Source organism: Tateyamaria omphalii (assembly GCF_019802125.1).
In the GTDB taxonomy this organism is placed as follows: domain Bacteria; phylum Pseudomonadota; class Alphaproteobacteria; order Rhodobacterales; family Rhodobacteraceae; genus Tateyamaria; species Tateyamaria omphalii_B.
In genome coordinates this window covers 619,313-645,125 of record NZ_JAHVHT010000001.1, presented here as the reverse complement: position 1 = coordinate 645,125, position 25,813 = coordinate 619,313, and the positions used below count along the sequence as shown (strand labels likewise).

Genomic DNA, 25,813 nt, shown 5'->3' with positions numbered 1-25,813 from the left:
CATGTCAGACTGGTGGCGCAACGCCGTGATCTATCAGGTCTATCCGCGGTCGTTTCAGGATTCCGATGGCGACGGTGTCGGGGACCTGAACGGCATCACCCGCCGTCTGCCGCACATCGCCTCGCTGGGCGTTGACTGCATCTGGTTGAGCCCTGTCTTCACGTCGCCGCAGAAAGACATGGGATATGATGTGTCCGACTATTGCGACGTTGATCCGCTTTTCGGCACGCTAGCCGATTTCGATGCGCTGATCGCAGAGGCGCATCGCCTCGGTCTGAAAGTCATCACCGATCAGGTCCTGTCCCACACCTCCGACCAGCACCCATGGTTTCGTGAGGCGCGCATCAGCCGCGACAATCCGAAAGCCGATTGGTATGTCTGGGCCGAGCCGCAGCCTGATGGATCGCCGCCCACGAACTGGCACAGCCATTTTGGGGGACCGGCGTGGGAATTCGACCCGCAGCGCGGACAGTATTACCTGCACAACTTCCTCGCCGCACAGCCCGATCTGAACTTTCACAACCCGGATGTGCAGGACGCCATCCTCGAAACGTGCCGCTTCTGGCTCGACCGTGGGCTCGATGGTTTCCGCCTCGACACCGTGAACTACTATGTTCACGACCAACAGCTGCGCTCGAACCCACCCGCGCAGGTCGCGCCGCAGGTGATGGCGACCGACCTCTTCGGGATGCAGGACAATATCTACAACAAGAACCGGCCCGAGAACCTCGCCTTTCTGGAACGGTTGCGCGCGCTGACCGACGAATACGCCGACATCATGATGGTCGGGGAAGTGGGCGACATCGGCACCCGTTCGATCCGCATCATGGGCGAGTACACCGAAGGCAGCGCTCGTCTGCACATGGCCTACAGCTTTGCCATGCTCAGCCCGGAATTCAGTGCCGATCACTTCCGCACCTGCATCGAAGGGTTCCAGCAGGGGGCGCCGGGCGGACATCCAAAATGGTCCTTTTCAAACCACGATGTCGAACGCCATATCAGCCGCTGGTCGCAATACGCGACCTCCGAGGATGACATGGCAAGGCTGGCCTGCGCGATGCTGATGTCCTTTGAAGGTGCAATCGGCATCTATCAGGGCGAGGAATTGGGCCAGACCGAGACGGAGCTGGTCTACGAGGAACTGACCGACCCGCCTGCGCTACGCTTCTGGCCGGGTATCAAGGGCCGCGACGGCTGCCGGACGCCCATGGTTTGGGAAGGCGAGGCAGTGAACGCGGGTTTCAGTTCCGGCAAGCCGTGGCTGCCCGTCAAAGCACCACAATCGGCCCGCGCCGTCGATCTTCAGGAAACGGTCAGTGCGTCCATCCTGCACTTCTACCGCGACGCCATCGCCTTCCGCAAAGCCAATCCGGCATTGCAATCGGGCCGCACCGTGTTCCTGACGGCCCCCGAGGCCGTTCTCGCATTCCGGCGTGAGACCGCCGAACAGACGCTCACCTGCGTCTTCAACTTGTCGAAGGCGCCGCTGACGCTGACGCTCTCGGACACCGCCAACCTGACGGGTCCGCACAATGCGGCGCTTGACCACCAAACCCTGACGCTGCCCGGCAACGGGTTCGCCTACCTCAGCCATGACGGGGACATATCGCTGTCCGCGTGAAACGCATCTCTGGGAGGACACCATGAGAACGACCACCATCCTGACCACAGCAGCCTGTCTATTGACCACGGCAATTCCCGCTGCCGCATTTGACGCCGACAGCCTCACGATCTGGACCGGCAGCAACCGGGACCGCGATCAGCTTCTGGCGGCCACCTCCGCCTTTACCGAGGATCTCGGGATCGAGGTGATTGTCGAGGTTGTCGATCCCGACCTGCCACAGAACTACCAGCAGGCAGCCGCCACCGGTGACGGGCCGGACATCCTGATGTGGGCCCATGACCGCTTTGGCGAATGGGCGAGCGGCGGCCTGATCCAGCCTGTCTCCCCTGCAGCCGGATGGGTCGAGGGCGTCCTTCCGTCCGCGATGGAGGCGGTGCAGTTCGATGGCAAGACATGGGGTTATCCCGTCGCGGTCGAGGCGGTCACGCTGGTCTACAATGCCGATGTGATCGACACGCCTCCAGCCTCGTTCGAAGAGATCATCGCGACCGGTGAAGCAAACATCCTCTGGGACTACAACAACACCTACTTCACCATGCCGATGCTGATGGCGGGTGGCGGCTATGCCTTTGAGAAGGTGGACGGCAGCTATGATGGCAGCCAAACCGGTGTCGCCAACGAGGGTGCAATCGCCGGCGCCGAGGTTCTGGCCACGCTGTTCGAGAACGACATCATGCCTGCGGGCGTCGATTACGGTGTGATGGACAGTGCGATGGCCAGCGGCAATGTCGCCATGGTGCTCAATGGTCCGTGGAGCTGGGACGGCTATGCCGATGCCGGTATCAACGTCGCCGTCGCGCCCATCCCGACAGTGAACGGCAACACCGCGCCACCCTTCCTGGGCGTCCTGACGCTTGGCGTCAACGCCGCCACACCCAATGCCGATCTGGCCGTGGAACTGATCGAAAACTACCTGCTCACCGATGAGGGGCTGGCCATCTGGAACGCCAACGGTGCCCTGGGTGCGGTGGCTGACATCTCGGCAGCCGAGGCGCAGGGCGATCCGCTGGTCTCCGGTATGCTTGAGGTGGCTGCCAACGGTGTTCCCATGCCGTCGAACCCCGAAATGGGGGCGTTCTGGGCCGCCATGGGCCCCGCGCTAACAAACATCACATCGGGCACCTCCAAGCCAAGTGATGCGCTGAACGACGCTGCGGCGCGGATCATGGAACAGTAAGGTTCCAGGGGGCGGCCTTGGGCCGTCCCAATCGCCATGGACACCAGCACCGACATTCCCAGCCAGCCGACGTCGGCATTGCCGCGCGTCATGCTTGTGACCGTGGTTTTTGCCGCGCTCTGCGCGGTGGCTTTTTACCTGTACCACATCGCCCAACCGCTCTTCGGGGCAATCGTTCTGGCCTTGGCGACAGGCTTTGCCGTCGTTTTCGGGGCAAGCCGGTTCTACGGCGCGCGGTTCATCTTTCCCGGCATCGCTGCGGTCCTGATCTTCATCGCCTTCCCTGTGATCTATACGGTGTACATCGGGTTCACGAATTACAGCAGTTTCAACCTGCTGACCTATGAGCGGGCAGTCGAGGTGCTGACTGCACGCGCGTCAGTCGATCCGGCAACCGAGCAGCCATTCGCGGTGGCAGAGGACGACAGCGGCTACCGTATCTGGTTGCCTGAAACTGCGCTTCTGTCCGAACCGGTCACCCTCACCGGCCCAGAAACCGCTGCACTTTCAGAAGCTCAAGAACCCGAAGCCCTGCTTGAACGGCGCGCGGCCGTGCGCCTGCGCTCGGGCCTTCAAACCCTGACGTTGACGCTGCCGAACGGCACGCAGCTCCAGAACTCCGGCCTGCGGACCTTCGCCACTGTCACGCCGGACTACACCCGCACCAGGCCGGATGAGCTGACCCGCTTCGACGGTATGGTCTTGCGTGCCGATCATTCCACTGGCTTCTTCGTGGACACGGCAGGCGAAAGGGTGCCTCCGGGCTGGCGGGTGCCCATTGGCTGGGACAACTTCGAACGCATTTTCCGGTCCGAAGGCATTCGCGGCCCGATGCTGCGCATCTTCGTCTGGACGTTCTTCTTTGCCTTTGCCTCGGTCGTGTTGACCTTCACCCTCGGCCTGACGCTTGCCGTCATCCTCCAATGGCCGCACCTGCGGTTCAAAGCGGTCTACCGGATCCTGTTGATCCTGCCCTATGCGGTGCCCGCCTTCATCTCGATCCTCGTGTTTCGCGGGCTGTTCAACCAGAATTTTGGCGAGATCAATTTGATCCTGGAGGCGCTCTTCGGCATCCGCCCGAACTGGTTCACCGATGGCACGCTTGCAAGGACCATGGTCCTCGTTGTGAACACGTGGCTGGGCTACCCGTACATGATGCTGCTGGCGATGGGTTTTTTGCAAAACGTCCCCGAAGACCACAAGAAATCCGCGGCGCTCGAAGGGGCATCCTCCGTCCGCATCTTCTTCACCATTACGCTGCCGCAGATCATCCCGCCGTTCCTGCCGCTTCTGATTGCGAGCTTCGCGTTCAACTTCAACAATCTCGTCCTGATCTTCCTGTTGACGCGCGGCTTGCCGGACATTCCCGGCACCGTGATCCCGGCGGGCGAAACGGACATCCTGGCCAGCTTCACCTACCGGCTCGCCTTCGACAACGCGGGTCAACAGTTCGGTCTGGCCGGGGCGATCACGCTACTAATCTTCCTGGTCGTGGCCGTGATCTCCTATGCCAACTTCGTGGCGATGCGCCGCGCAGCTGAAAAACGGTCCGGGAGAGCATGATGTCCCTCGAAAGCATAACCATATCCATTGGATGTTTCGGCACATCAGGATGCCTCTCATGATCGTTGAACGCCCCCGCGACCTTCTGATCAAGAAGATCTTCGCCCATGGATTCCTGTTGATTTTCCTCGGCCTGATCCTCTTCCCTTTTGTCGTTGTGCTTTCAATTTCCTTTCGCGAAGGCAACTTCGCGGTCGGCAACATCATCCCGGACAACCCCACGTTGGAGCATTGGGTGCTGGCCTTCGGGTTCGATTTCACGCGCGCCGATGGCACAGTGGTCGAACCGCCCTATCCGGTGCTGCGCTGGATGTGGAACTCGATCAAGATCGGCCTGATCGCCAGCGCCGGTGTGTTGGCGGTGGCGACCATCTCTGCCTACGCATTCAGTCGGATCCGCATCCGCGGAAAGGGCGCGATGCTGGATGGTCTGTTCCTAATCCAGATGTTCCCGACGACGCTGGCACTGGTTGCGATCTACGCCATTTTCGACACCTTGGGCGAGGTGTCACCCGTCCTCGGCCTCGACAGCCATCTCGCGCTGATCCTGATCTACATGGCCGGCGTGACGCTGCATATCTGGACGATCAAGGGCTATTTCGACAGCATCGACACCGCACTCGACAAGGCCGCCGCCATCGACGGCGCAACGCCCTGGCAGACGTTTCGCTTCATCTTCCTGCCGCTCGCCGTGCCGATCATGTCCGTCGTTTTCGTCCTCGCCTTCATCGGCTTCATCAATGACTACCCGATCGCGTCCGTCCTTATCCGATCAGAGGACCAGATGACGCTGGCTGTCGGCAGCCGCCTCTACTTGAATGAATTCGAGTATCTGTGGGGTGACTTTGCCGCCGCCGCCATCCTCTCGGGCTTACCTATCACCGTCGTCTTTCTGATTGCGCAACGCTACCTCGTGTCCGGGCTCAGCGAGGGCGCCGTCAAAGGCTAGGCATCCGTCAGGACAGAAAGTGGCGGCACCAAACCACTCTATCTCTGCGGTGCTGCACTGCCTGCGAGGTCCGGAACGACCCCAACCCGCTCATTCGACAATGCGCGGCACATGTGAGCTTTCTTATGCCTTGACCAAGAAAGCCGCTCGTATGGCCCCTTTCATGGCGGCCTGTGGTTCCGTCTCCTTTTGCTCGCTCGACGCCATGACCAGCTTCGACGACGGCGTGCTCTCGAAGCCCAGCGTGTCATTCACCACCACGAGACCCGCATGAAGCGATGAGCGGCCCAGAAGCCCAACAGCAACTCCGGCTTCCACAGCGGCAATCACGCCGGCAACACTTTGGCTCGAATAGACCGTGCGATACGGCTTTCCGCGGGCGTTCAGGGACGTGACAGCAGCGTCGCGCCACCAGCATGCGTGATCGAACAACGCCACGGGAAGGCTTTCATCCGCCGGGAAACTCCGACGTGCCGACGCCACCCAGCAGGTCGGGTCTTCATACAGGACCTCCTCGTAGCGCGATGGGCGCTCGACTTCGTAAATCGCAAGGTCCAACGCCCCCTTGGCAAGCGCCTCTGGGAAGTTGGTGCTCAGGGCACAGGTGACATCCAGCTCGACCTCCGGATGATGACGGGTAAAGGCCGCGATGATCTCTGCAAGTTTTGTGCGTCCGTGATCGTCGGGAATGCCCAGACGCAGTTTGCCACGCACAGCATCCTGGGAAATGTCCCGCAGCACCGCGTCCAGCCGCGCTGTGACATCCTTGGCAACAGGCAGCAATGTGCGCCCCGTATCGCTGAGGACAACACCGCGCCCGTGCCGCGCAAAGACCGGGCGGCCCAAGATGGTTTCGAGCCGTTTGATCTGGAGACTCGTGGCGGATTGAGAGCGGTAGATGCGGGCCGCACCGTCCGTGACGCTGCCCGCTTCGGCCACGGCGACGAAGGTGCGCAGAAGATCGCTGTCCAATGCTTCCATCTGTTTTACCAATACCTGAGATTGAAACTATCCGTTTCACAGATGTCTTTTGCCTGACTACTTTTCAAGGGCAAAGGAGTGTCTGATGTCCGATCAAACTCAAACCGCCGCCCATCGACTGTCCAACCGGAAGTCCCTGTTGTGGGGCGTTGCTGTTTTGATGTTGGCGGGTGTCGGCCTCGCTTGGCCGGATCACGCTGTAAACGCCGCAAAGTTCGTTGTGTGGGGGCTGATTGTCGTCTCGCCAATCGTCATACCGGGCATCGCTCTTGCGGCCTGGATCATTGCAAGCGGGGCGGACAGTCATATCGCTGGCGCATTCGAAGGCAGGACGCTCCGAGCAGTTGTGGCCGCATCGTTTATCGGGGCCATCACACCGGTCTGCGGTGTGACTGTGTTGCCGTTGATGGCCGGATTGCTGGCCGCGGGCGTGCCGCTGGCTCCGATCATGGCGTTCTGGCTGTCGTCACCGATCACGGACCCGGCAATGCTTGCGACAACCGCAGCGACGCTCGGTCCGAGCTTTGCGGTTGGCAAAACGCTCGCGGCTTTCGGCCTGGGTCTGTTCGGAGGCGCAGTCACCGGCCTGTTCTCCACCGAACCCTGGGCCAAAAACGCGCTGAGAGACAACAGTCTTGCACGCCAACTGAGCGCTGCGCGATGTGGCGAGGACAGGCCTTTCGATCCATGGGTCTGGCGATCCGAGGCGCGACGGCAGTCTTTCGGCAAACAGTTCCGGGCCACTGCACGGCTGATCCTCATCTGCCTGATCCCCGCCTTTGCCGCTGAATATGCCTTGAATGCTGCGCTGACGCCCGGGGTACTTGCAGCATATATGGGCGAGGATCAGTGGTGGGCGATCCCGGCCGCCGTCTTTATCGGCGCCCCGGCCTACATCGACGGATATGCCGCGCTCCCCCTGACGCGCGGGCTGATTGACAACGGCATGTCCGAAGGCGCGGCGATGGCTTTCCTGGTGTCGGGGGGCGTGGTCAGCATCTGGGGTGCAATGGCCATTGCACCCGTTCTGAAACCGAAGCCATTCATGCTCTACCTGCTGCTCGCGGTTCTTGGATCGCTCGGGGCCGGGTATGTCTTTGGATGGGTCGTCTAGGGGCCAACGTCAAACCGACGACTCTTCATCTTGGCATGAACGATCGAACAAGATGCGGGCAGATGCACATCGGGTGCAGGTGCTGACAGCATACGGGACAAGCTCTCTGGAAGTCTGTCAGATCATACCAACACCTGTTGCGGCATTTTCTCTCAGAGTTCGAACCCTTACAGGCAGACCTACATCCACACACAGGTAGCAAGGCTGCTCACCAGTAAGTGGACGTACATCCAGGCAAAGGGACTTGGCCAAAGTCCTCGCCTTCTTTCAAAACATTGACAGATTTCCGGTTAAAAGTGGATGATACAACCATGAGTAGAATATTGACGACGAGGGCTCAGGTTGGCATGGGCAACGACGGCTGACGATGGATAAGATCAAGGTCCTTATTGTTGAAGACTTTGTTCATACTGCCGAAGCGCTGCGGCGGAACCTCTTGTCACAAAGCGTCTTCGAGATCTGTGGCTTTGCCCATAGCGTGGAAGTCGCACTTTCCATGATGCGGCAGCAACAGCCCAGGATCATTCTGACTGACCTGGGTCTGCCGGACGGCTCCGGCTGTGAAGTCATTCAAGCGGCCGTGCGCGCCAACTGGGACTGCGATTGTCTGGTCATCAGCATCTTCGGTGACGAGATGCGTGTGGTTGAGGCATTGCGCGCCGGAGCAAAGGGATACCTGCACAAGCAAAGCTCGCCAAATGACGTCAGCATGGCCGTTCTCGAGCTGGTGGATGGAGGGAGCCCGATGAGCCCGAAAATCGCGCGAATACTGCTTTCGAAGTTCCCAAAGGACCATACTGATACGTCTGGACCGGATACCGAAACCGGCCTGAGCAAGCGCGAAACGGAAGTGATGCAACTGATCGCCCAAGGCTACAAGAGACAGGAAGTCGCCGACAGACTGTCGATCACCTTGGGAACGGTCGGCAATCATGTTCACCGCATCTACTCAAAACTCGGCGTCAACTCGAATACGGCAGCGATCGTAGCGGCCACGCGCAAAGGCATCGTGTGATGCGATGGGCAATTGCCTTTGCGATTTCCTCTTTGGTCCTGGCACTCAGCACCTGGGCGATCGTGCAACTGCCGCTGAGTTCGGAATGGCTGACACAGGGGACGCATAAGATCTCCAGCGCGCTGATGTGCCCCGATCGGCCGAAAAGGTGTCAACCCAAGGACTATGTCGAGGTTACGCTACCCGATTTTCCCGACACCACAGCCATGAATGGCCGACACCACGCGACCTACAAAATCGCTGCCACCGCTGACCACAAACCCAGTGGTTTCCCGGTACTGTACCTTCCCCAAGTCAGCGACAGCGTTCTTATCTGGGCCAACGATGTATCGATTTCACCTGATCGTAACAGCCCGATGCACCTTCAGCACAACTGGAACCGCCCGCTCTATGCACCGTTTCCCGGCGATGTGTTCAACGATCCCGACGTCACCTTCACGATCCATCTTCAAAGCTACGAATTGCACCGGGTGTCTCTCTATCCGCTCTATATCGGAAACGGCGAAATTCTTGAATTTGCTTCGAAAATGCACCTTTTCTATCGGGTCGGAACGGTTCGCGTCGCATATACGATGGCGGCCCTTGGCGGCATCGCCCTTCTGTGTCTGTGGTGTACCAGACGGCACGATCAGGCATATTTATGGCTCGCTGCCGTGGCCCTCGCGGCGTCCGCTGTCGCGGCGCATATGGTCATCCCGAACGCCCTCAACAGAATTCCCTACTGGTGGGCGACCTGGAACAGCGCACTGATCTGGCTGTTCTACAGCACTTTGCGCTTTTCGATGCTGATCAATCAATTCGACCACCCGCGCAGTGTGCGTGGTCTGTTTTGGTTTTGCATCTTCGCGACGGCTGCACTCGTCATCATGCCCGAAGCGCAGTTCAGGAACGCCTCGGAGTTGGTTGGGCTCTTGTGCGGAGCGATGGGCCTTTATGCCTTGGCGTGCCATGTTCGGGCTTGGCCCCGGGCAAGATGGTGGCAGCGCCTTCATGTCCCGGTATTCGGGCTCGCTGGCGGGGCGGCCGTCGCTGAGTATATCTACGCGCACATCGATCCGATGCTCGCACAGACACATCGCGCAAATCTTGCCTTTCTCATTCTGTTCGGCGCCTTGTTCCTGGCGCTCATCGGCCATCTGGCACGGACCCTCACGCAATACGATGCCCTGACCAGATCCATGCAGGGAACAATCGAGAGAAAAACGGCCGAATTGGCCGAAGCTCAGGAGCGTGTGCTCGAAGCGGAAAAGGCAAATGCGCTTGCAGAAGAAAGGCGTCGTATCATGCTTGATTTGCATGATGGCGTCGGCGGGCAGTTGGTAAACGTACTCTCCTACCTGAATTGCAATGGGTCAGCAGACCCGATCGTTCACGGGTCTCTGGAGGGTGCCCTGCATGATATGGCCTTGATCATCGACAGTCTTGAAGTTGTCGATGATATCGCCGTGATGCTGGGGGCCTTGCGTGAAAGGATGGAGCCACTTTTGCAAAGGCACGGTATTGAAATGCATTGGAACGTCACCGGCGTCCCTGAATTGTCTGACCATCCGTCCAAAACAGCGTTGAATACAGCCCGCACTGCTCAGGAAAGTCTGACAAACGCGATAAAGCACTCAAACTGTCAAAACATCTTCGTCACCATCACGTCCGACGCCATCACCATCCGCGACGATGGTTGTGGGTTTGATCCCGGAAAGGCCGGGCGGAAGGCCGCGTTCAACAGCGGCCTGGGTCTGAAAGGGATGCGGCACCGGGCGCGAGAGAACAATTTGACCCTGTCTGTCCACTCGTCACAGGCCGGCACGGTGGTTGCTGTCGGTTTCTCCGAAAGCTCCGCCAAAGGCGATGTGACCGCGGTGACAGATCACGCAATCCAATGACTTTTTCGGTCGTGCAACGGCGCGCCGAATGATCCTTTCCATACGGGATCGTTCCGGGGCGGTGGCGACATACGGCCATTGGTCCGCGCTGCAGCCAAGGACGATGTGTCATTCGGGCCGCCAAAAAACAAACGCCAAAGACAAACAAAGGTATTGGTTCTGGAAACCGCGAATTCCGCGCGAAAGCACGCAATTAAATCCGCACAGTATATGTATCCATACTACCCGTATTACGGGAATCAACATAACGCATTGGGACATTCACGCGTTTCACCGAAAGGATTTCTTCAAATGCGATGTCTCATAACCATCGCGAGCGCCACGCTCGCCTTACAGGCTTTGGGCACGACCACCACTCACGCCGACACCGTCAGCCAGAAAGCCACGCAATCAGAATTGGAATACTGGGTGAATTGCGCGGATGAGAGCGATCATTGTTACCCCATTACCGATGGGCTTGTCACAATGCGCTACGGCCATGACAACAACTACACCTATATCATCACGGAAGGGCTGGAGAGGATCTCGTGCAACAACTTCTGGGGCGACCCGGACAAAGGCACAAACAAGAGATGCGCCTACACCACGGCCAATCCGTTTGATGTCGCACCCAACGATACATATGTGGACATCGCCAAGCAGGGCGAAAGGTTCATACTGCCTGTCGACCCCCATGCGCCCTATGAAATGCGCTGGGTCCGCTATGGCAGTGGGGATCGTTGGATGTACACCGTGATGGCTGCGGACGGTGCAGAATCAATGGCCTGCACGAATGATCGTTTCAGCTACAACCCGGCCCCCGACACTGAAAAGGTCTGCCAGTACAGCGAAAGCGCATACTACACGCTGTCGGATTTTGACACGCTGATCGAATGCGCGACCCAGGGTCAAAACTGCGTTCCTATCAACGCCAGCGCTGTCATTCTGATGCGCTACGGCGTCGAGAACAAATATGACTGGCGCTTCGTACATCAGTCGTCGGGCAGCTATCCGTGCAACAACGATTTCTTCAATCCGAACCCGGTACACGAAACCAAACGCTGCTTTTGGACGACGGTCGCGCCAGCCGCCATCTTTACGGAGGGCAGCTGGTTGAAAGTCGGGTCTTGCCAGGGCCCAGAGTGTCCGATCTCACAGACGATTTCAGTTGGCACCAACCGCACCAATACGTGGACCACGTCAGCAGATTGGAGCCTCACCGTCACCGACTCCATCGAAGAAAGCTTCGGGGTTGCCGGCACTGGCACGAAGGTCACTGAACAGGTGGCTGCGAGCTTTGCGCTTTCAGAGGGTTACCAAGCGGCGCTGTCAAAGTCTTTGACGGAATCCTTCACAGCCACCTGCAATCCCATTGAGGCAGCAAACAGTCGGGCGCTTTATCAGTTCCGGACCGAGACCCTGGAAACCTGCCTACAGAGCGGGGAGTGCAATGGGGTGACATTCACAGCCGACTACGCCTGCATCCCGGACCCGCCTGCCGGCTACGAAGGTCCCCAATGCGTGCCCGGCTATTGCCGCGCCGACGACCCGTTGTGTCAGTTGCCTTGCGCCGATTGATTGGCCCTTCAAGCACCGGCGCTCCTTCTGCGCCGGTGCCCAGATCTGGTGACTGACCCATTCTGGGTCGTTCCGAACATCCGGTGTTTTCGTGGCACCCCATCGTATGTGCCTCTTGCCTTGGGTCGAGCAAGCCGATCCTCGGCCCCGGGACAGGTCTTTGCCGAAACTGAAGTCCTCTTGGTCCCGCCGATAGATTTGAATGTCTTCGTTGCCAAGCCGGGATGCTCAAACTCCGAAGCGGCCGTTTATCTTGGGCGCCCTGATGACGACAACGCGGGACAAGCCGCCGTAACCGTCCCTATTGGGGATGTCCGCTGTGCGCGGATTGCTCAATATGTCACCCGCGTGCGCGCAGCATTCCAAAACAAGATTTTGCCTCAATTGGGTGGTAGCTGCCGACGCAGTCTTTCGGTGCACTGCAACGGGTGGAGGAAAACAGTGTCACGTCCTGGGTTTTGGTCAAACCTCTGGCATAGCTCGATCGAGGAGTTTGACGGGCTAAGGCATCATGTTCTCTGGCATTTGCGCAAAAGACTTAGCCAGCAGGAGACCAAAGGGGAACGGACCAAGCGGCTCGAAAACTGGAATCGCGTTCGGAACGACATATTCCAAAGATCCATTCCCGACCTTTGGGCGGGCTCCCGACCAGATGCAACGGAACTTCAGCGGAGCTTCTTTCTTCATCTCGCATCGGAATCAAAACGTCTCAAGACATCGGGGCGTCCTGAAGTTTTGCACAATTCCTCGGAGGGGCTCCATTGTCATATCAGCGGATGGGCCGCCCACTTTCTGCCAGTGGCTGAATTTGAGAACCTATACGCCGATACGATGGTGTTGAATATTGAAAACTCCGCGCAGGCAATGATGTACGCATGGAGATCGGTCGCGCATTTCAGAACCTTTCCAAGACTTGTTGCCTTTCAGACAAAGTGCCTGTCAGAGAACTATTTGGGAGGCATTGAAGATGCAGAGACGCGCACCAAGGCCTTAAGTCAAACCCGCGCAACCATCTCAGCCCGTATGGACAAAGATCTGGAGCAGGGCCGGAAGGCATCCGCCGCGTCCGAGCGGAAAGACAATGGTGAGTTCGCAGGCCCTGCGCACCAGCGTTACTTCGAGTTCGTCGAAGCCGAGACCTTAAGAGCAAAGACTGAATTTGAAGAGCAGGAAGTGCGCGACCAGTATCGCGAAGAGGTCAAAATTCACGGATGGGCTACGCACTTCTTGGTTGATGGTCTGGGTCTGAGCTTTCGCGACTACGAAGCGTTTTACGCAAGAACCATCGTCTCAAATAGCCAACTCGAAGTTTTGGCTGCCCGAAACGCACTGCACGCTTGCCTCGGACTGCCGGCTTTTCCTCCCTACCAAGGCCAGTTTGACGTCTGCTCAACGCCACGCTGCCTTTGAAGCGATGACTTACGTGCAATGCCGCCGTTCGCAGCGCCGCAGCACATAGTCGTGATGGGCTCGCTGCTGACCTGCGTTGGATCCAGCTCCACGGTCGTCCCGCAGCCAGAAGCGGCCGTTCATGTGGGCATCTTGCTCCGAGGCTCTGCGGACAAACCCGACATTGTTGTGCAGTCCGCGAACGTCAGAATTGGCGAGGCTGAAGTCCTAGGCACAACACAAACCGGCATCTTCGTGCGGCTTCGTGGCAGAGCAACAGGCGGACGTCTTTGCCGATATCGTCATGCTGCTGCAACACCGTTCAGCGCCACTTACTACAAATCCCGCTTTTTCTGCCGGTTTGCACACGGCTCGCCGATTGCCGAGACTTATCACAACACGGTTGCGACGAAGTTCTGGACTACTCAGCGACATGAGCCTCAAATCCGCGTTGTCATGCCCGAACTCGACCATCAGCGAAACGTGTTCCAACTCTGGCATGACAGAGAGGCTCTTGGAGACAATGTGGCTAAACTTGCCGACGCTCATGTGAGCCCCACCTCGCCCGTCAAGGAGCTGCAACTTCGCCTCCTGCCAAACCTCCGTGTTTCCACCGCAGTCAATCCCTTTTGAGGTAGAGTGCCTGAGTTCGGTGACATGGTAACCGGGCGAAATTTCACCCTCCTTGGTTTCGAAAACCAGGGGAAGCGAAGAGTCCTGAAGCTCAAGGTCTTGCAAGAGACCTAGCAGTGTTTTCATGGTGAAACCTTTCATTTCAACAGCTCTTGAAATAAGATACAGGCCAACAATGATATTTCAAGGGGTATTGAAATATGGTCTCAGAAGACGCCGCAGCGCTGTTTCGGGTTCTCTCAAATTCGGACCGCCTGGATGTTATCCGGGCTTTGGTTGAGGCGGGACCAGACGGCATGAGCGCCGGTGACATCGGGCGCAAGATTGGGGCGAGCCCATCAAGGACATCATTTCACCTCAACGCATTGTCGGAGACGGGCTTTTTGCAAAAGGAACGGCAGTCCCGGAACCTGAACTACCGCATCAACTTCAAGACAATTGGTGCGCTTATCACCTTCTTGATGGAGGACTGCTGCAAAGGAAGCAGCGAGCTGCGGAACTGCTGTACGATGAGGTAAGGGTGAATCCGATATCGGACGACGTTCCCAAAGCTGCCCTTCGAGCAGCCCTCAGCATTCGACACGTTGGGCTCGAAATGGAACTTCGGTGAGCCAAACGCCCCGATCGCCGGTAGGGTGAAAGCGGCCACATCGTCCAGACGCAAGTGGACAGGTGTTTTGCCAAGTTTCCGGTGTCCGGCAACGCATGTGTGTCCGCGCCGACCGAGCCGGACACATCGATCAGTCAAATCAACCAAGTGATGTTCAACGGGCCGCATGGTCCGTCCTGATTTTGACTTCAACAAGGATTGACATCATGTCCCTATTTGACCCTGACGCCCTGAACTCCGGCCCTGCAAAAGCCTTGCAGGATTTCGCAGGCAGCAACGACGACGCGCCTGCAGTGCTCATGGAAATTGCACGTGGCGGTTTGTCGGTTCGGAATGCAGCCGGAACGACCGAACGCTATGGTGATGAGGCTGCCAGCACGGACAACACATTTGAAGTCGGATCGCAGACCAAAATGATGACGTCCGTGATCGTGCAACAGCTGGTCGGTGAGGGGGCTATTGATTTCGACGCCCCCCTGGCAGAGCAGATGGACCTCACGGGCCTTGAAGACATTCCCAACATTGGCGAAGTCACCGTGCGCGAGTTGCTGGCAAATCGGTCCGGTATCCCCGATTTCGACACGATCCCCGGTCAGGATGGCTTGCCGGCATTCATCGAACAACTGTTGGACAATCCAACGCAACCATTTGGGCCCGACGACATGTTGGGGCTTGTTGCAGAGCAACCCGCTGACTTTGCACCGGGTGAAGCCTACGGGTATTCGAATACGAACTATCTGCTGCTGCAAAAGCTGATCGAACAAAAGACCGGCGACAGTTTTGCAGAATTGATGTCCGACCGCATCTTCTCTGTTGCTGGCATGGATGACAGCTCAATGAAGTCTGAAGGCCAAACAGACGGTTTGCTGCGGTCCTACGCGGAGCTTTCCCCTAGCGACATTCGGGACGTCACGGATGTCCCCATAGATTTTGGTGCGGCTGGCGGTGTTGTATCGACCACGTCAGACATCATCCGGTTCATGGATGCGTTGCTGGTCTCCCGCACGCTGCTGCCACCGGACCAACTGGAAGAGATGCTGGACTTCCGTGCACCGGATGGTACCCCAAGTCTGAACGGAGAAAGCCTTGGGCTGGTGTCGGCAGTTCTGTTTGGACAACAGTTCATCGGGTTCTCCGGCGGTACCCTTGGGACAAACACAGCGACTTACCTGCATGTCGAATCCGGTACGATCTTTTCGATTGCAACGACGTTTTCTCAGGTCGAACCAGGTTATCTTTTGCTTGAGGCGTTTTCCGCAATTTACACCGATGACAACTGGGCCAATTTCGACCCATCGGACGAAAGCTTTACCATCGCCGGTACAGCAGCCGAGATTTCGCTGACAGAGGAAGAAGATGCACCGGGCGGACCAGAAACTGTGTTGGAACTGGGCAACGCCAGCCTGACCTTTGAAGGCCGGTTGGGTGATCTGGACACGGGCCGCTTCACCTTTTCGGACGGTTCGACCCTGTCGATCGGCACCGATGGTCGGGACGTCATTGACGTTCTGCGCCAAACGCCGGACTCAGCAAACAGCGACAACCAACTCATTGGCGGTAACGGCAATGACCATCTGCGTGGTGGCCATGGCAACGACAAGATCGACGGTGGTGAAGGACGCGATTTCATTCGAGGCCGCGACGGTGATGACAGCATTTCCGGCGGCGAGGGAAACGATTTTCTGCGTGGCGATCGGGGCGATGACAACATCGATGGCGGTGACGGGCGCGATCACGTCCTTGGCGGTCAAGGCGACGATACGCTGTCCGGTGGGGATGGCGATGACATGATCCGTGGTGGCGAGGGCAACGACATACTGAACGGTGGCGCCGGGCATGACTTGATGTGGGGCGGCGACGGAGCGGACACCTTTGTCTTTCAGGTGAATGCCGGTCAGGATCGCATCTTTGGCTTCGATGCAGGCGAAGATCGGCTGGATTTCTCGGAAACCGGATTGAGTTTCGAAGACTTGGAAATCGAAACCTTTGGTTCCTACACGCGGATCAGCTACGGCGATTCCGAACTGTCCGTCTTTGGGAACTCCTGCGAGCCCTTGACGGAAGACAGCTTTATCTTCTGAAGACGCGAACGGAAAAAGCGGGTGCGCGCCACGCTGCGCGCGCCATCTTGGACCTGCAGCTAAGCGGACTTTGTTGCCGTTCGCATGAAGTTGATCCTATCCTAATCGAATGGCGATACTCGTTTCCCTCTCAGGGCTTCCCGGAGTCGGCAAAACAACGGTCTCACAGAGCCTGTCCGCGCGCAGCAAGGTCATGCATCTACGTGTAGACTCTGTTGAGGCTGCGCTAGAGAGAAGCGTATTGAACATCCGCTCAGCCGAAGATGCAGGCTATTTGGCAATCGCCTCTGTCGCGAAAGATAACCTCTTACTTGGTTTCGATGTAATCGCAGACACGGTGAATCCAATTGAAATAACAAGGAAATTGTGGGCGGTAACTGCCGCCACGGCATCAGCCCAACTCTTGAACGTCGAGGTCGTTTGCTCAGATACAGATGTCCATCGGCAACGGGTCGAGACCCGCAAGAGCGACATCGAGGGGCTTGCAGTCCCCAGTTGGAAGGCCGTTTCTCAACGTGAGTTCGAACAGTGGCGCACTGATCGACTCGTCGTGGACACAAGCGTCAGCAGCATCGAAGACTGTGCTGCAACTATTGCATGCGAGATGGAAAAGATGAGATCGACGGTTCGGTAGTACGGACTCGTACCTGTCGATTGCGGCGCTCCAGCGGAGGTCACTGACTGCGTGGGTCAGTTTGGCGGACCGACCGGACATTGGACTATCGTCTGAGTACATGTGAAGTCCCAAGATGACTCGATAGCGATCCTGAAGTAGTAACGCGCCATCAAAGGATTCTTTTCGGATTTTAGAATGGCGCGAAAAAGCATTGTCTCAAAGTCAATATACCGAAAGCACATAGCGCTATATCGATACATCAACAACGCGTGGATCTTTGCAGAACTGATCGAACCTGACTTGAAAGAGCGCGCGAAGGACTTTCGAGAGTCTTCGAGCGCCACCAAAAGAAGATATAGGGCTCCCAAAAAGTCAGGTTGGACCTACAGCGGGCGCAGAGATGCCGACATTGGTCAGCTTTTTCAGGCGCAGCATGAGAGAGGAATTTATGAAACCAACATAGTTTCAATAGTCTCTCGCACCGAAGCTTTCATACAGGACTGCGTTGCAACGGTTGCATGTAGGTATCCCAATAAATTGAGTATTTTAGCAGATAAGGGAGGTGTGCCAATCAACCTCGTGCTTGAGAATGAGGATCGCAGCGATCTCATCAAACGCTTCGTTTCGTTGAAGTGCGAAGGTCTTATGTTCGCTAAGCCAAAAGACTACCTGAACAAAGCCTCAGAAGTCTTGGCGATTGAGTTGAGCTCGGACGTTATCGATGCTTACATAGAGGTGAAAGCATCCCGGGACATTGTCGTTCACGGCGGTGGTGTAGCAAACAAGCTTTATGTTGAAAAAGCTGGAAAAGCTGCTCGCAGTGCCGAAGGTGAAGATCTTCCAATTGACCGTCAGTACTTTAAGAGTGTTGCGGTTAACATAAAACGGCTTTCCGGCGAAATTCAGAAAAAGACAGAGGAAGTCTACAAATGAGAGCGAGTGTATACTAGCTCATTCTGGGACCGAATATGCATGCAGCTTTGGGCTCGCTGCTGACATCCGCCGCTTCTGGCTCCAAAATCGCCCCGAGCCCCCATCGGACTTTAGCCGCGATACCCACCCACGACAGCAAGGCGGACAAAGTGAACTTTTGCTGCGTTTGCGCGACGGTCCGCGTTCTCTTCGATGGGGGCTGGAGCTTCATTGCAAATGCCGCCAGCTAAACGTCACGCCGGTCTGCGCTCAAGAGTATGCGCACAAGGGCCGGCTGCGCGCGCACACCGGTTTTGTCGTAGATGCGTTGCAAATGCGTCTTCGCCGTATTCGTGCTGATGTCCATGGCATCCGCGGCAGCCGCAAGGTCGCGACCCGCGACGAGGTGATGGGCCAGTTTTTGTTGCGCTTCCGACAACTGGTACACTTCGCCCGCCGTGTTGAGTTGTGTCTTAAGTCGTTCACGATCATCAAATGTAATCAACAGCTTGCCATCCCGCAGAAGCACCCAGCAGATATGCGCCAACCCCGCATCATCCTGTCCCAGCGGCACAGAGCGGATCACGGCCTCTTCACCGACACACGGTGTGTGCCGGGTTCTGATTGTAGCAACCCAGGTGACGGCCTCTTGAAGGTGCACAAGCGCGTCCTCTCCGCGTGCCCAAATCCTGTTCGCCTTCAAATACAGCAAGGGATGGTCGGGTAGCCGGTCTTGCGCTGACGTGTTCATCTCAAGGACGCGCCCTTCGCCATCCACTTCGATCATCGGGCTTTGCGTCGATGTCGTGCGAATTTGAGTGCTGACAAGGCACGAAATCTTCCACGCGCCATCTACCTTCTGAAGGATCTTGAGCTCGTGATATTGGCCGGGAATGTCTTTTGGAATGCTTGGCGCATCCCCGATCTGGTCGTAGCTGACCCAGGCCATGTCCGACCCGATCACGATGGAATAGTTCTCGCGTTGAAACCTCCTTGGCAGTTGCCACGTCTGTGCCTGGGCGAAAATGCCCCGCATCTGATCTCTCACCGCAGGACCTTTGGTGACGGTCACACCGCTTCCGACATGCGTTTGAATGCGTTGTATCTCATCCGCATCATGCCAGCAGCTTTGCCACGCCTCATAGTCATGTTGCAGATACGCGTCGGTCTCCGCTTCGACGACGGCAAGGATGGCCGCACGGTCGTCATCTTGCTTTGTCATTCGGGGGTCGGCTTCCATAGGGTGCGCAGTCTCTTCGGGTGAATATGGGCAAAGACGGACAGGAAGAGTGTAAATCCAGCCGACACCACCTCGACCATCATCGCGACATGCCTGCCAGCTGCCAGTTCCTGATAGTACTGCTCTTCGTCAGCGGGATCGAAACGTTTTTCCTTGGTCTGCGAGACCAGAACTATTCCGATGGCCTGTAAATCCATGCCTGCTCTCCTGCGCAACGGACGATGAAAAGCGTATAGGGCAAGGACGAGGGCCGGGTTGTCATTCAGGCGTATGACAAGGGGGCTCATTTCGAGCAAACCATCGTCGGACGCTGCCATGGGCCATCTTGCAGAAACACTGCTGTCACGATCGGTTTCGTCACGTTCCACCAACGCAAATAGACATGTGGGAGTGGTGAACAGGCATCTGGTGAAAGGGCAAGCGAGCTACTATCTAGACGGGAAAGAGGCCTCTGTTTTTTCCGAGTGCGATCAAAGATTTTTCAAAAGCACAAAGGCCGTTAACTCAAAAAAGAGAGATTTTCCATGCATTTGCGCGTGCTGCTTCTACCAAGTCTGATTGTAACACTGACGTCCTGTGCCGAGATAACGGATCTCCATTGTGCCAACATCAACTGGTACAACTTTGGATATCAGACCGGCCTCGACGGAAAGCCCTCCTCGGTCATCACGAGCGAGGCAGGCATTTGCCGGGCCAGTGCGGCAGCACCGCGGGAAGATCTCGCGCTCCAAGGCTATCGGGCTGGTCTGGAGAACTATTGCACGCCAACCAACGCCTTTCGGATAGGCCAGCGTGGCGGAGCGCTATCGTCATTCTGCGCGCCGGAGAAACTGTCCCTCATGCGGCAACCTCACCAGAACGGCCTCCAGGATCGCCGGTTGTCTCGGCAAATCAGAGAGCTTGAGACCGAACGGGATCGGCTCCGCGATCAGCGCGACCGGATTGACATAGACGAGGACAGGCGCGCCGAAATCCGACGTGACATTCGCGCGCTTGAACGCCGGATCGACAGACTTGAGGATCGCAGGCTGCTTCTTTCGCTCGTCAACTAGCAGCGCATCGCCCCGTCAATCATGCCCTTTGCAACTGCTGCCCGCCCCCCGTCGGCCGTCGCATACACAATGCGCTTTCGGACACGGCAACGGGCAGCAGCCTCACGCATCATGTGGCGACCGCAAGCACTGCCGCGACGCCAATTGTCGCGGCTTAACGACTTTCGCAGCGGCCACGCTGTCTCAACGGCCAAAATACGCAGTTTCACCGGCAAACTACGCAGTTTGTCAGAAACGGCGCGATTTGACAGGGTTTTGGGCAGGGTAAAATGTGCAGTTTGCCGGCGAAAATGTGCGGTTCAAGCGGATCCGCCCCTCGCAGCGGCCCGCCTGCCCCCTTATCCGGCACGGTTAACACGGCGCGCGCCCCGGTGCGCGGTTAACGCACCGCGCGCTTGACATGGGTGACGTGCAACATCGCCTGCCGCGTGATCCATGTCTCAGGGCGCCATGCGTTGAACGCAAGGCGTGGTTAATCACAGATGAATGAGGCGCGCACGAAACACGCGCCCGGGCTCAGGCGCGTTCGGCGTATTCCATGGTCTCGGTGTTGACCACGATGTCCTCGTCCTGGCCGACAAAGGGCGGCACCATGACCTTGACCCCGTTGTCCAGGATCGCGGGTTTGAACGAGTTGGCGGCCGTCTGTCCTTTGACCACCGGCTCCGTCTCCACGATCTTGCAGGTCACTTTCTGCGGGACGGTCGCGTTCAGCGCCTCTTCCTCGTAGAATTCGACGACGATGGTCATCCCGTCCTGCAGGAACGGGCGGCGGTCGCCCAGAAGCTCTGCGGGCAGTTCGATCTGTTCGTAGGTGTCGGCATCCATGAACACGAGCATCCCGTCATTTTCATAGAGGAACTGCTGGTCCTTCTGTTCCAGCCGGACCCGTTCGACCTTGTCCGCGCTGCGGAAGCGTTCGTTCAATTTGGAACCATTGCGCAGGTTGCGCAGTTCTACCTGTGCAAAGGCGCCGCCCTTGCCGGGTTTGACATGGTCCACCTTCACGGCGGCCCAAAGACCGTCATTGTGCTCCAGCACGTTCCCGGGGCGGATCTCGTTTCCGTTGATTTTAGGCATGTGGCAAAACCATGGCGAAAGGTTGATGAAAAGTTGATGCTCCCTATATCTCGCGTGGGGAGCCCCGGCAAGACAACGAAATGCAGTGCTGCATACGCAGCAGGCTATGCGCTGGATGCAAGGGTGCCATGCAGAAACGGGGTATCCGAATCGGCTGTGTTCGTCCATAACGAGCGCCACGCCGGAAAGACAAGAGCAAGAATAAAGGAAGGACGACGAATGAAAGATTTCGTTGACGGCACGGCCTTTAACAACGAACAAGGCAACCGTGCACGCAAACTATTCGCAGCCGTTGTGTTGGCTGCACTCGACGATGCCATCGCCGATGACAAAAAATATGGCAACGGGCCAGAGCAGATTGCCCGCTGGGCGCGGTCGCGCGATGGGCGCGAAGTGCTGAGTTGCGCAGGTATCGACCCTAACGAGCGGGTCGTGGAAGGGCTCATGGAATTTGTCGGCAAAGGGGTGCGGACGTCTGTAGCGCTCAGCCGCGAGGAATCCGAGCGCCGCAATGCCGCGCAGCAGGCCGAAGCGGCCTAGTCAGCCCAACGCTGAAAAGAAAAGGCGCGCCTAGACAGGCGCGTTTTCCACTTTTGTTAGCTGTCGACAAAGAAAAAGAGCCACTGGCGGACGACCCAGAGCTCGGCGAGCAACAAAAGCGCAACCAACCCTATGCTCCAAACCGGCAGAGCGCGTCGCCACAGGGTGATCGCAGCAACAGTTGCCAGTGCAGCTTCAATCGGGGCAATCCACGCTGCTCCATGGTTTCTGTCCCAATAACTGACAGGGCTTTCAAAAACCCAGCGACTGAGCGGCCAGAAATGTGGCCGGCCATCGTCATGGTGCAGGGGAAAGTCCAGCAACAGATGCAGGAGGGCCGCACCAGTCAGGGCAATCGCCGACGGCGACTTGCACCACGCAGCGACCGCGCAAAGCAGCCCCCAAACAACAAAGGAATTGTCGATGGCGAAAACGGTTTGCCATGCATTGGAGAAGTAGAGGTCGTCAAACACGATGCGTGGCGGGATCCCCAAGACATACAGGGAAACGCCTGCCATAACGTAGAGCGACAGGTCAGGCAGCAGTGCGCCGATAAAGGCAGCGGCCAGAATACGCTGATGAGCCGGTTTTCCGAATACCGCTGCTCCAAGCAGCAGATGGGCCGGTGTGTTCACGGCTTCCTAGACCGGCGGAGCATAGCGCCCTGCCCTATTCCAGTTCTTGCGCCGCCAAAGCGCGGTGGATTTCGCGGCGCACCAATTTGCGCACATTGCGTGTGATACGCTCACCCAAGGCACCCTGTAGTTCCTCGCGTACGATATCACTTACCAGGTCACGCAGAGCTTCTTCATCAAGGACATCTTCGTCGCTTGAGAATACCTGTGGTTCGTCGACGGCAGCATTGACCGGTTCTGGCGTGTCTTCAAACGCTTCAACAGGTTCAGGTGTCGCTTCGGCGTCTTCCCATTGCAGCGTGGGTGGCTCGGTTCCCGCATTGTCGCCATCGCCGACCATGTCCGGTTCAAATTCTTCGGTTTGGCCCGCGATCAGAGTTTCCAGTGCAGCAATCTTTTCACTCAGTGGCGTGGATGCATCGGGATCGTTCGTTTCAGCGGTGTCGGACGGCGCATCAGCCGGTACTGCAATGTCTGAAAACGCATCCTGAATGGACATCAATGTGTCCTGGTCCAGGTCCACTTTGTCCAACGTGATTGGGTTTTCGCCCTCGTTGGCACCCGCAACGTCATCATCTGCCGGGATATCCTGTATTTCGCCAGTCGCGTGATCGGTATCGGCGATGTCTTCCGTCTGGGGCGCCGCCGATGCCACTTCGGTCGGTTCGTCGTCTGACGCGGCGTCGAGCGCTTCGACTGCGTCGAGCGGATCCTCCACCGGCGTCGTTGCAACCGGTTCTTCCGTATTCAGATCGTCGTCTTCCATCACCCGCAAGGCGGGAGTCAGCACCAAACGGTCCGTCGGTGCAGGCTTGTTTTGTTCCGGTTCCAGACGGTTATCGTCAGACACCAAACGGCGAATGGACGCCAAAACGTCCTCCACCTCAGTGTTGGTCATTGGATCAGACATGTTTCTGTACCACTCTCAGCCTCGGCCAAACTGTACCTCGCAGCCGAGAGTCGCACAATACTGTGCTGAAAATCCTAATCGTCTACTTGCAGCGCACGCAAAACGCGGTCCAGTTGTTGGCCCTGCTTCGACCGTTTGACGGGACCGTTTTGAACGAGGTTGTAGTAGGCTGCCGGATCATAGAGCTGAACCGGCAGTTTCAGGCTTTGCGCCGTCAGCAGGCCCATCGCCTCCAACACCGCATAGGCGGCGATGTACTGATCAGCCTGGGCCGAGATACGGTTCGTTTCCGCATCCAAAAGGTCCTGCTCTGCGTCCAGCACATCCAGCGTTGTTCGCGCGCCCAGGGTCGCCTCTTCGCGCACGCCCTGGAATGCAACGCGGGCAGCCCGGATCTGGCGCTCGGATGCGGCCAGGCTTGCGCGGGCGGCATTGAAGTCCGAAATGGCATTAACAACATCCTGCTGCACATCATGCCGAACAGTGTGCAAGTTCCCACGCGCAGCATCGCGGTTGGCGATAGCCTGGCGCTGCAAAGCAGACAGGCTGCCGCCCTGATAGATCGGCCCGCTCAGCTCTAGGCCGACAGAGCCCCGTTCCGTACTGTCAATTCCATCAATCTCTTCTTCCACGCTCAACTGACCGGTGAGCGACAGGACAGGCAACTTGTCTTTGCCTGCGGCAGAAACCAACAACTCGTTCGCTGCGACTTGCCGCCGCGCCGTCTCCATTTCAGGGTGGGTTCGAACGGCGACCGATTGTGCGGCTTCGATACGTGTTTCGGTGCTGGGCAGCGGGGGCAAGCCTGACAGGCGTCCCGGCTGTCTGCCAACCACGTTTGCGTATTCTGCCTGCGCCTGGATCAGGTTCCGCTCCGCATCTGCGAGGTTGCTGCGCGCCTGCGCCACGGCAGCTTCGGCAAGCGAAACGTCGGTCCTGGTCACCTCGCCCACCTCGAACCGGTCATTTGCGGCACGCAGTTCCTGCTGCAGGAGGCGCAGGTTGTTCCGGCTCAGCGCAACGAAGTTTTCCTGTCGTCCAACGTTGAAATATGCGGACGCCGCGCGGAGAAGCAGAGCCTGTTCAACATTCAGAAGTGTCGCGCGTGTCGCGAGAACCGTTTCCTTCAGCGCCTCCACCCGCGCCCTGTCCGCGCCGAAATCGTAAACCTGCCAAGAGGCGGTCAGCTCCAATGAAACCGTTGTCGTATCAATGGATCGCGCAACGCCGCCGGTTGTCTCGGACGTCGTGTCGCCAAACACTTCCGAAAGGCTCGCGGACCAGTTGAGAATGGGGCGCAGCGCGGCCAGTGCGATTGGCACATCTTCGTCCGCGGCACGCAAGAGCGCGCGGTTCTGTTCCAAGAGGCCGCTGTGCGTATAGGCCCCGACCATCGCGTCGGCCAGCGTATCGGCAGCCGACTGTGTCGCACCGAAGCTGGTCACCGCCGCGAAGCTCCAAGCCAATGCCGTCGATTTCAGAATAGTCCGTGCCAGCTTTCTCGTCATTGCAACCTGCCCCTTGATGCTCTGCCCGACCGATGCCTGTTTTGAGGTCAAAGCGTGAATGCGTCGTGTTTTTCGAAACCCGGCAACACGGGCGCGCCCGCGTTGAAAGCCCGGCGCCAAGACACGGCCCCGTCGATCTTGTACCCGATCCGCACCTCGCCCAATGCGCCATCCATGAACAGACAGGCAATACGCCCGCCGTCCTTGAGTTGCGATATCAACGCATCCGGCACATGAGTCACGCCGCCTTCGACAACAATAACGTCGTACGGGCCGTGTTCGGCCGCGCCGTCCTTCAGTGACTCGACATGGGTGATGACATTGTCGATGCCTGCAGCCATGAGCGCATCCTGCGCTTCGGACGCCATTGTTTCGTTGTCTTCCAACGCAACAACCGCCTGCGCCATGTGCGCAATGACCGCCGCCGAATACCCAAAGGCAGCCCCCACATCGAGCACAAGCTCATCCGAGGCGATGTCGAGCGCGTCAAGCATCTTTGCGAGCGTGCGCGGCTCAAGAATGACACGCCCCTCTCCGAGATCGAGATTTTCACCCATGTAGGCCATTTCGCGCTGCGCGGACGGAACAAAGTCTTCGCGCTGAACGGAAAGCATAGCGTCAATAATAGGGAACTTGGTGACGTCAGATGGTCGGATCTGCGTGTCCACCATCATTGTTCGCCGGATCGAGAAGTCGGGCATTGCAGCTAAACTCTTTGGTTCAGATTCTTCTCTACCGGTGTGCCAC

General features: G+C 57.8%; 24 protein-coding genes. 15 read left to right on the top strand and 9 right to left on the bottom strand.

Annotated features, from left to right (window positions below; genetic code table 11):
* Window position 1: 1 nt before the first annotated feature.
* The 4 genes from KUV51_RS03150 to malG are packed head-to-tail and all read left to right on the top strand — an operon-like array spanning window position 2 to window position 5,313.
* Window positions 2-1,621, top strand: a complete 1,620-nt coding sequence (locus tag KUV51_RS03150; protein ID WP_222520155.1) for an alpha-glucosidase family protein — start codon at window positions 2-4, stop codon at window positions 1,619-1,621.
* 22 nt (window positions 1,622-1,643) lie between these two features.
* Complete coding sequence (gene malE / locus KUV51_RS03145) at window positions 1,644-2,801, top strand: maltose/maltodextrin ABC transporter substrate-binding protein MalE (RefSeq protein WP_222520154.1); 1,158 nt, start codon at window positions 1,644-1,646, stop codon at window positions 2,799-2,801.
* Between the two features lie 36 nt (window positions 2,802-2,837).
* Window positions 2,838-4,364 (top strand): maltose ABC transporter permease MalF, encoded by a 1,527-nt coding sequence (gene malF / locus KUV51_RS03140; RefSeq protein ID WP_222520153.1) that lies wholly within the window; start codon window positions 2,838-2,840, stop codon window positions 4,362-4,364.
* A gap of 58 nt (window positions 4,365-4,422) precedes the next feature.
* On the top strand, window positions 4,423-5,313 hold the full coding sequence (malG, locus tag KUV51_RS03135) for a maltose ABC transporter permease MalG (RefSeq protein ID WP_222520152.1): 891 nt from the start codon (window positions 4,423-4,425) through the stop codon (window positions 5,311-5,313).
* 123 nt (window positions 5,314-5,436) lie between these two features.
* Here the strand turns inward: malG and KUV51_RS03130 are convergent, their stop codons facing one another.
* Entirely contained in the window at window positions 5,437-6,294 is an 858-nt protein-coding gene (locus KUV51_RS03130; protein ID WP_222520151.1) for a LysR substrate-binding domain-containing protein, read from the bottom strand.
* A gap of 85 nt (window positions 6,295-6,379) precedes the next feature.
* Here KUV51_RS03130 and KUV51_RS03125 point away from each other — a divergent pair, with 85 nt between their 5' ends.
* The 5 genes from KUV51_RS03125 to KUV51_RS03105 all read left to right on the top strand — a co-directional run bounded on the left by KUV51_RS03125 (window position 6,380) and on the right by KUV51_RS03105 (window position 13,270).
* Window positions 6,380-7,408 (top strand): permease, encoded by a 1,029-nt coding sequence (locus KUV51_RS03125; protein WP_222520150.1) that lies wholly within the window; start codon window positions 6,380-6,382, stop codon window positions 7,406-7,408.
* Window positions 7,409-7,775: 367 nt separating this feature from the next.
* A complete protein-coding gene (locus tag KUV51_RS03120; protein WP_222520149.1) occupies window positions 7,776-8,423 on the top strand; it encodes a response regulator transcription factor in 648 nt (215 codons plus the stop codon).
* Window positions 8,423-10,303 (top strand): sensor histidine kinase, encoded by a 1,881-nt coding sequence (locus tag KUV51_RS03115; RefSeq protein ID WP_222520148.1) that lies wholly within the window; start codon window positions 8,423-8,425, stop codon window positions 10,301-10,303. Before KUV51_RS03120 ends, KUV51_RS03115 begins: the two co-directional genes overlap by 1 nt.
* Before the next feature lie 210 nt (window positions 10,304-10,513).
* Window positions 10,514-11,860 (top strand): hypothetical protein, encoded by a 1,347-nt coding sequence (locus KUV51_RS03110; protein ID WP_222520147.1) that lies wholly within the window; start codon window positions 10,514-10,516, stop codon window positions 11,858-11,860.
* Between the two features lie 198 nt (window positions 11,861-12,058).
* On the top strand, window positions 12,059-13,270 hold the full coding sequence (locus KUV51_RS03105) for a hypothetical protein (RefSeq protein ID WP_222520146.1): 1,212 nt from the start codon (window positions 12,059-12,061) through the stop codon (window positions 13,268-13,270).
* Window positions 13,271-13,477: 207 nt separating this feature from the next.
* On the opposite strand, the gene KUV51_RS22325 is transcribed toward KUV51_RS03105, so the two are convergent.
* The gene (locus KUV51_RS22325) at window positions 13,478-14,008 is read right to left on the bottom strand and encodes a DUF6428 family protein (RefSeq protein WP_410001066.1); all 531 of its coding nucleotides are present in this window, start codon (window positions 14,006-14,008) and stop codon (window positions 13,478-13,480) included.
* Window positions 14,009-14,082: 74 nt separating this feature from the next.
* On the opposite strand from KUV51_RS22325, the gene KUV51_RS03095 reads away from it, so the two are divergent.
* The 4 genes from KUV51_RS03095 to KUV51_RS03080 all read left to right on the top strand — a co-directional run bounded on the left by KUV51_RS03095 (window position 14,083) and on the right by KUV51_RS03080 (window position 18,122).
* Window positions 14,083-14,400: an ArsR/SmtB family transcription factor gene (locus KUV51_RS03095; protein ID WP_222520144.1), complete on the top strand. Its 318-nt coding sequence runs from the start codon at window positions 14,083-14,085 to the stop codon at window positions 14,398-14,400.
* Window positions 14,401-14,698: 298 nt separating this feature from the next.
* Window positions 14,699-16,573, top strand: coding sequence for a serine hydrolase (locus KUV51_RS03090; protein WP_222520143.1), 1,875 nt, complete (start codon window positions 14,699-14,701; stop codon window positions 16,571-16,573).
* Window positions 16,574-16,682: 109 nt separating this feature from the next.
* Window positions 16,683-17,207, top strand: a complete 525-nt coding sequence (locus KUV51_RS03085; RefSeq protein ID WP_222520142.1) for an AAA family ATPase — start codon at window positions 16,683-16,685, stop codon at window positions 17,205-17,207.
* A gap of 177 nt (window positions 17,208-17,384) precedes the next feature.
* The gene (locus KUV51_RS03080; RefSeq protein ID WP_222520141.1) at window positions 17,385-18,122 is read left to right on the top strand and encodes a hypothetical protein; all 738 of its coding nucleotides are present in this window, start codon (window positions 17,385-17,387) and stop codon (window positions 18,120-18,122) included.
* A gap of 226 nt (window positions 18,123-18,348) precedes the next feature.
* Here KUV51_RS03080 and KUV51_RS03075 read toward each other — a convergent pair whose 3' ends face one another.
* Window positions 18,349-19,323, bottom strand: coding sequence for a DUF4440 domain-containing protein (locus KUV51_RS03075; RefSeq protein ID WP_222520140.1), 975 nt, complete (start codon window positions 19,321-19,323; stop codon window positions 18,349-18,351).
* Window positions 19,320-19,658: a hypothetical protein gene (locus tag KUV51_RS03070; RefSeq protein ID WP_222520139.1), complete on the bottom strand. Its 339-nt coding sequence runs from the start codon at window positions 19,656-19,658 to the stop codon at window positions 19,320-19,322. Before KUV51_RS03070 ends, KUV51_RS03075 begins: the two co-directional genes overlap by 4 nt.
* Window positions 19,659-19,865: 207 nt before the next feature.
* On the opposite strand from KUV51_RS03070, the gene KUV51_RS03065 reads away from it, so the two are divergent.
* The gene (locus KUV51_RS03065; protein WP_222520138.1) at window positions 19,866-20,393 is read left to right on the top strand and encodes a DUF2799 domain-containing protein; all 528 of its coding nucleotides are present in this window, start codon (window positions 19,866-19,868) and stop codon (window positions 20,391-20,393) included.
* 516 nt (window positions 20,394-20,909) lie between these two features.
* On the opposite strand, the gene efp is transcribed toward KUV51_RS03065, so the two are convergent.
* Window positions 20,910-21,473 carry an elongation factor P gene (gene efp / locus KUV51_RS03060; protein ID WP_039684472.1) on the bottom strand — a complete coding sequence of 188 codons (564 nt, stop codon included), beginning with the start codon at window positions 21,471-21,473 and terminating at the stop codon, window positions 20,910-20,912.
* 219 nt (window positions 21,474-21,692) lie between these two features.
* Here efp and KUV51_RS03055 point away from each other — a divergent pair, with 219 nt between their 5' ends.
* Entirely contained in the window at window positions 21,693-22,013 is a 321-nt protein-coding gene (locus KUV51_RS03055) for a DUF6280 family protein (RefSeq protein WP_039684470.1), read from the top strand.
* Window positions 22,014-22,069: 56 nt separating this feature from the next.
* Here the strand turns inward: KUV51_RS03055 and KUV51_RS03050 are convergent, their stop codons facing one another.
* The 4 genes from KUV51_RS03050 to KUV51_RS03035 all read right to left on the bottom strand — a co-directional run bounded on the left by KUV51_RS03050 (window position 22,070) and on the right by KUV51_RS03035 (window position 25,767).
* Window positions 22,070-22,648, bottom strand: a complete 579-nt coding sequence (locus KUV51_RS03050) for a cobalamin biosynthesis protein CobQ (protein WP_222520137.1) — start codon at window positions 22,646-22,648, stop codon at window positions 22,070-22,072.
* Between the two features lie 34 nt (window positions 22,649-22,682).
* Window positions 22,683-23,546, bottom strand: coding sequence for a hypothetical protein (locus tag KUV51_RS03045; RefSeq protein WP_261385621.1), 864 nt, complete (start codon window positions 23,544-23,546; stop codon window positions 22,683-22,685).
* An 86-nt stretch (window positions 23,547-23,632) separates the two neighbouring features.
* On the bottom strand, window positions 23,633-25,066 hold the full coding sequence (locus tag KUV51_RS03040) for a TolC family outer membrane protein (RefSeq protein ID WP_222520135.1): 1,434 nt from the start codon (window positions 25,064-25,066) through the stop codon (window positions 23,633-23,635).
* Window positions 25,067-25,113: 47 nt separating this feature from the next.
* Window positions 25,114-25,767, bottom strand: coding sequence for a protein-L-isoaspartate O-methyltransferase family protein (locus KUV51_RS03035; protein ID WP_222520134.1), 654 nt, complete (start codon window positions 25,765-25,767; stop codon window positions 25,114-25,116).
* Between the last annotated feature and the right edge of the window lie 46 nt (window positions 25,768-25,813).

Bases quoted from the DNA above. Each gene is read 5' to 3' on its own strand.
- KUV51_RS03150 (WP_222520155.1), top strand. From the start codon at position 2: ATGTCAGACTGGTGGCGCAACGCCGTGATCTATCAGGTCTATCCGCGG.
- malE (WP_222520154.1), top strand. From the start codon at position 1,644: ATGAGAACGACCACCATCCTGACCACAGCAGCCTGTCTATTGACCACG.
- malF (WP_222520153.1), top strand. From the start codon at position 2,838: ATGGACACCAGCACCGACATTCCCAGCCAGCCGACGTCGGCATTGCCG.
- malG (WP_222520152.1), top strand. From the start codon at position 4,423: ATGATCGTTGAACGCCCCCGCGACCTTCTGATCAAGAAGATCTTCGCC.
- KUV51_RS03130 (WP_222520151.1), bottom strand. From the start codon at position 6,294: ATGGAAGCATTGGACAGCGATCTTCTGCGCACCTTCGTCGCCGTGGCC.
- KUV51_RS03125 (WP_222520150.1), top strand. From the start codon at position 6,380: ATGTCCGATCAAACTCAAACCGCCGCCCATCGACTGTCCAACCGGAAG.
- KUV51_RS03120 (WP_222520149.1), top strand. From the start codon at position 7,776: ATGGATAAGATCAAGGTCCTTATTGTTGAAGACTTTGTTCATACTGCC.
- KUV51_RS03115 (WP_222520148.1), top strand. From the start codon at position 8,423: ATGCGATGGGCAATTGCCTTTGCGATTTCCTCTTTGGTCCTGGCACTC.
- KUV51_RS03110 (WP_222520147.1), top strand. From the start codon at position 10,514: ATGTATCCATACTACCCGTATTACGGGAATCAACATAACGCATTGGGA.
- KUV51_RS22325 (WP_410001066.1), bottom strand. From the start codon at position 14,008: ATGAAAACACTGCTAGGTCTCTTGCAAGACCTTGAGCTTCAGGACTCT.
- KUV51_RS03095 (WP_222520144.1), top strand. From the start codon at position 14,083: ATGGTCTCAGAAGACGCCGCAGCGCTGTTTCGGGTTCTCTCAAATTCG.
- KUV51_RS03090 (WP_222520143.1), top strand. From the start codon at position 14,699: ATGTCCCTATTTGACCCTGACGCCCTGAACTCCGGCCCTGCAAAAGCC.
- KUV51_RS03085 (WP_222520142.1), top strand. From the start codon at position 16,683: ATGGCGATACTCGTTTCCCTCTCAGGGCTTCCCGGAGTCGGCAAAACA.
- KUV51_RS03080 (WP_222520141.1), top strand. From the start codon at position 17,385: ATGGCGCGAAAAAGCATTGTCTCAAAGTCAATATACCGAAAGCACATA.
- KUV51_RS03075 (WP_222520140.1), bottom strand. From the start codon at position 19,323: ATGACAAAGCAAGATGACGACCGTGCGGCCATCCTTGCCGTCGTCGAA.
- KUV51_RS03070 (WP_222520139.1), bottom strand. From the start codon at position 19,658: ATGGCAGCGTCCGACGATGGTTTGCTCGAAATGAGCCCCCTTGTCATA.
- KUV51_RS03065 (WP_222520138.1), top strand. From the start codon at position 19,866: ATGCATTTGCGCGTGCTGCTTCTACCAAGTCTGATTGTAACACTGACG.
- efp (WP_039684472.1), bottom strand. From the start codon at position 21,473: ATGCCTAAAATCAACGGAAACGAGATCCGCCCCGGGAACGTGCTGGAG.
- KUV51_RS03055 (WP_039684470.1), top strand. From the start codon at position 21,693: ATGAAAGATTTCGTTGACGGCACGGCCTTTAACAACGAACAAGGCAAC.
- KUV51_RS03045 (WP_261385621.1), bottom strand. From the start codon at position 23,546: ATGACCAACACTGAGGTGGAGGACGTTTTGGCGTCCATTCGCCGTTTG.
- KUV51_RS03040 (WP_222520135.1), bottom strand. From the start codon at position 25,066: ATGACGAGAAAGCTGGCACGGACTATTCTGAAATCGACGGCATTGGCT.
- KUV51_RS03035 (WP_222520134.1), bottom strand. From the start codon at position 25,767: ATGCCCGACTTCTCGATCCGGCGAACAATGATGGTGGACACGCAGATC.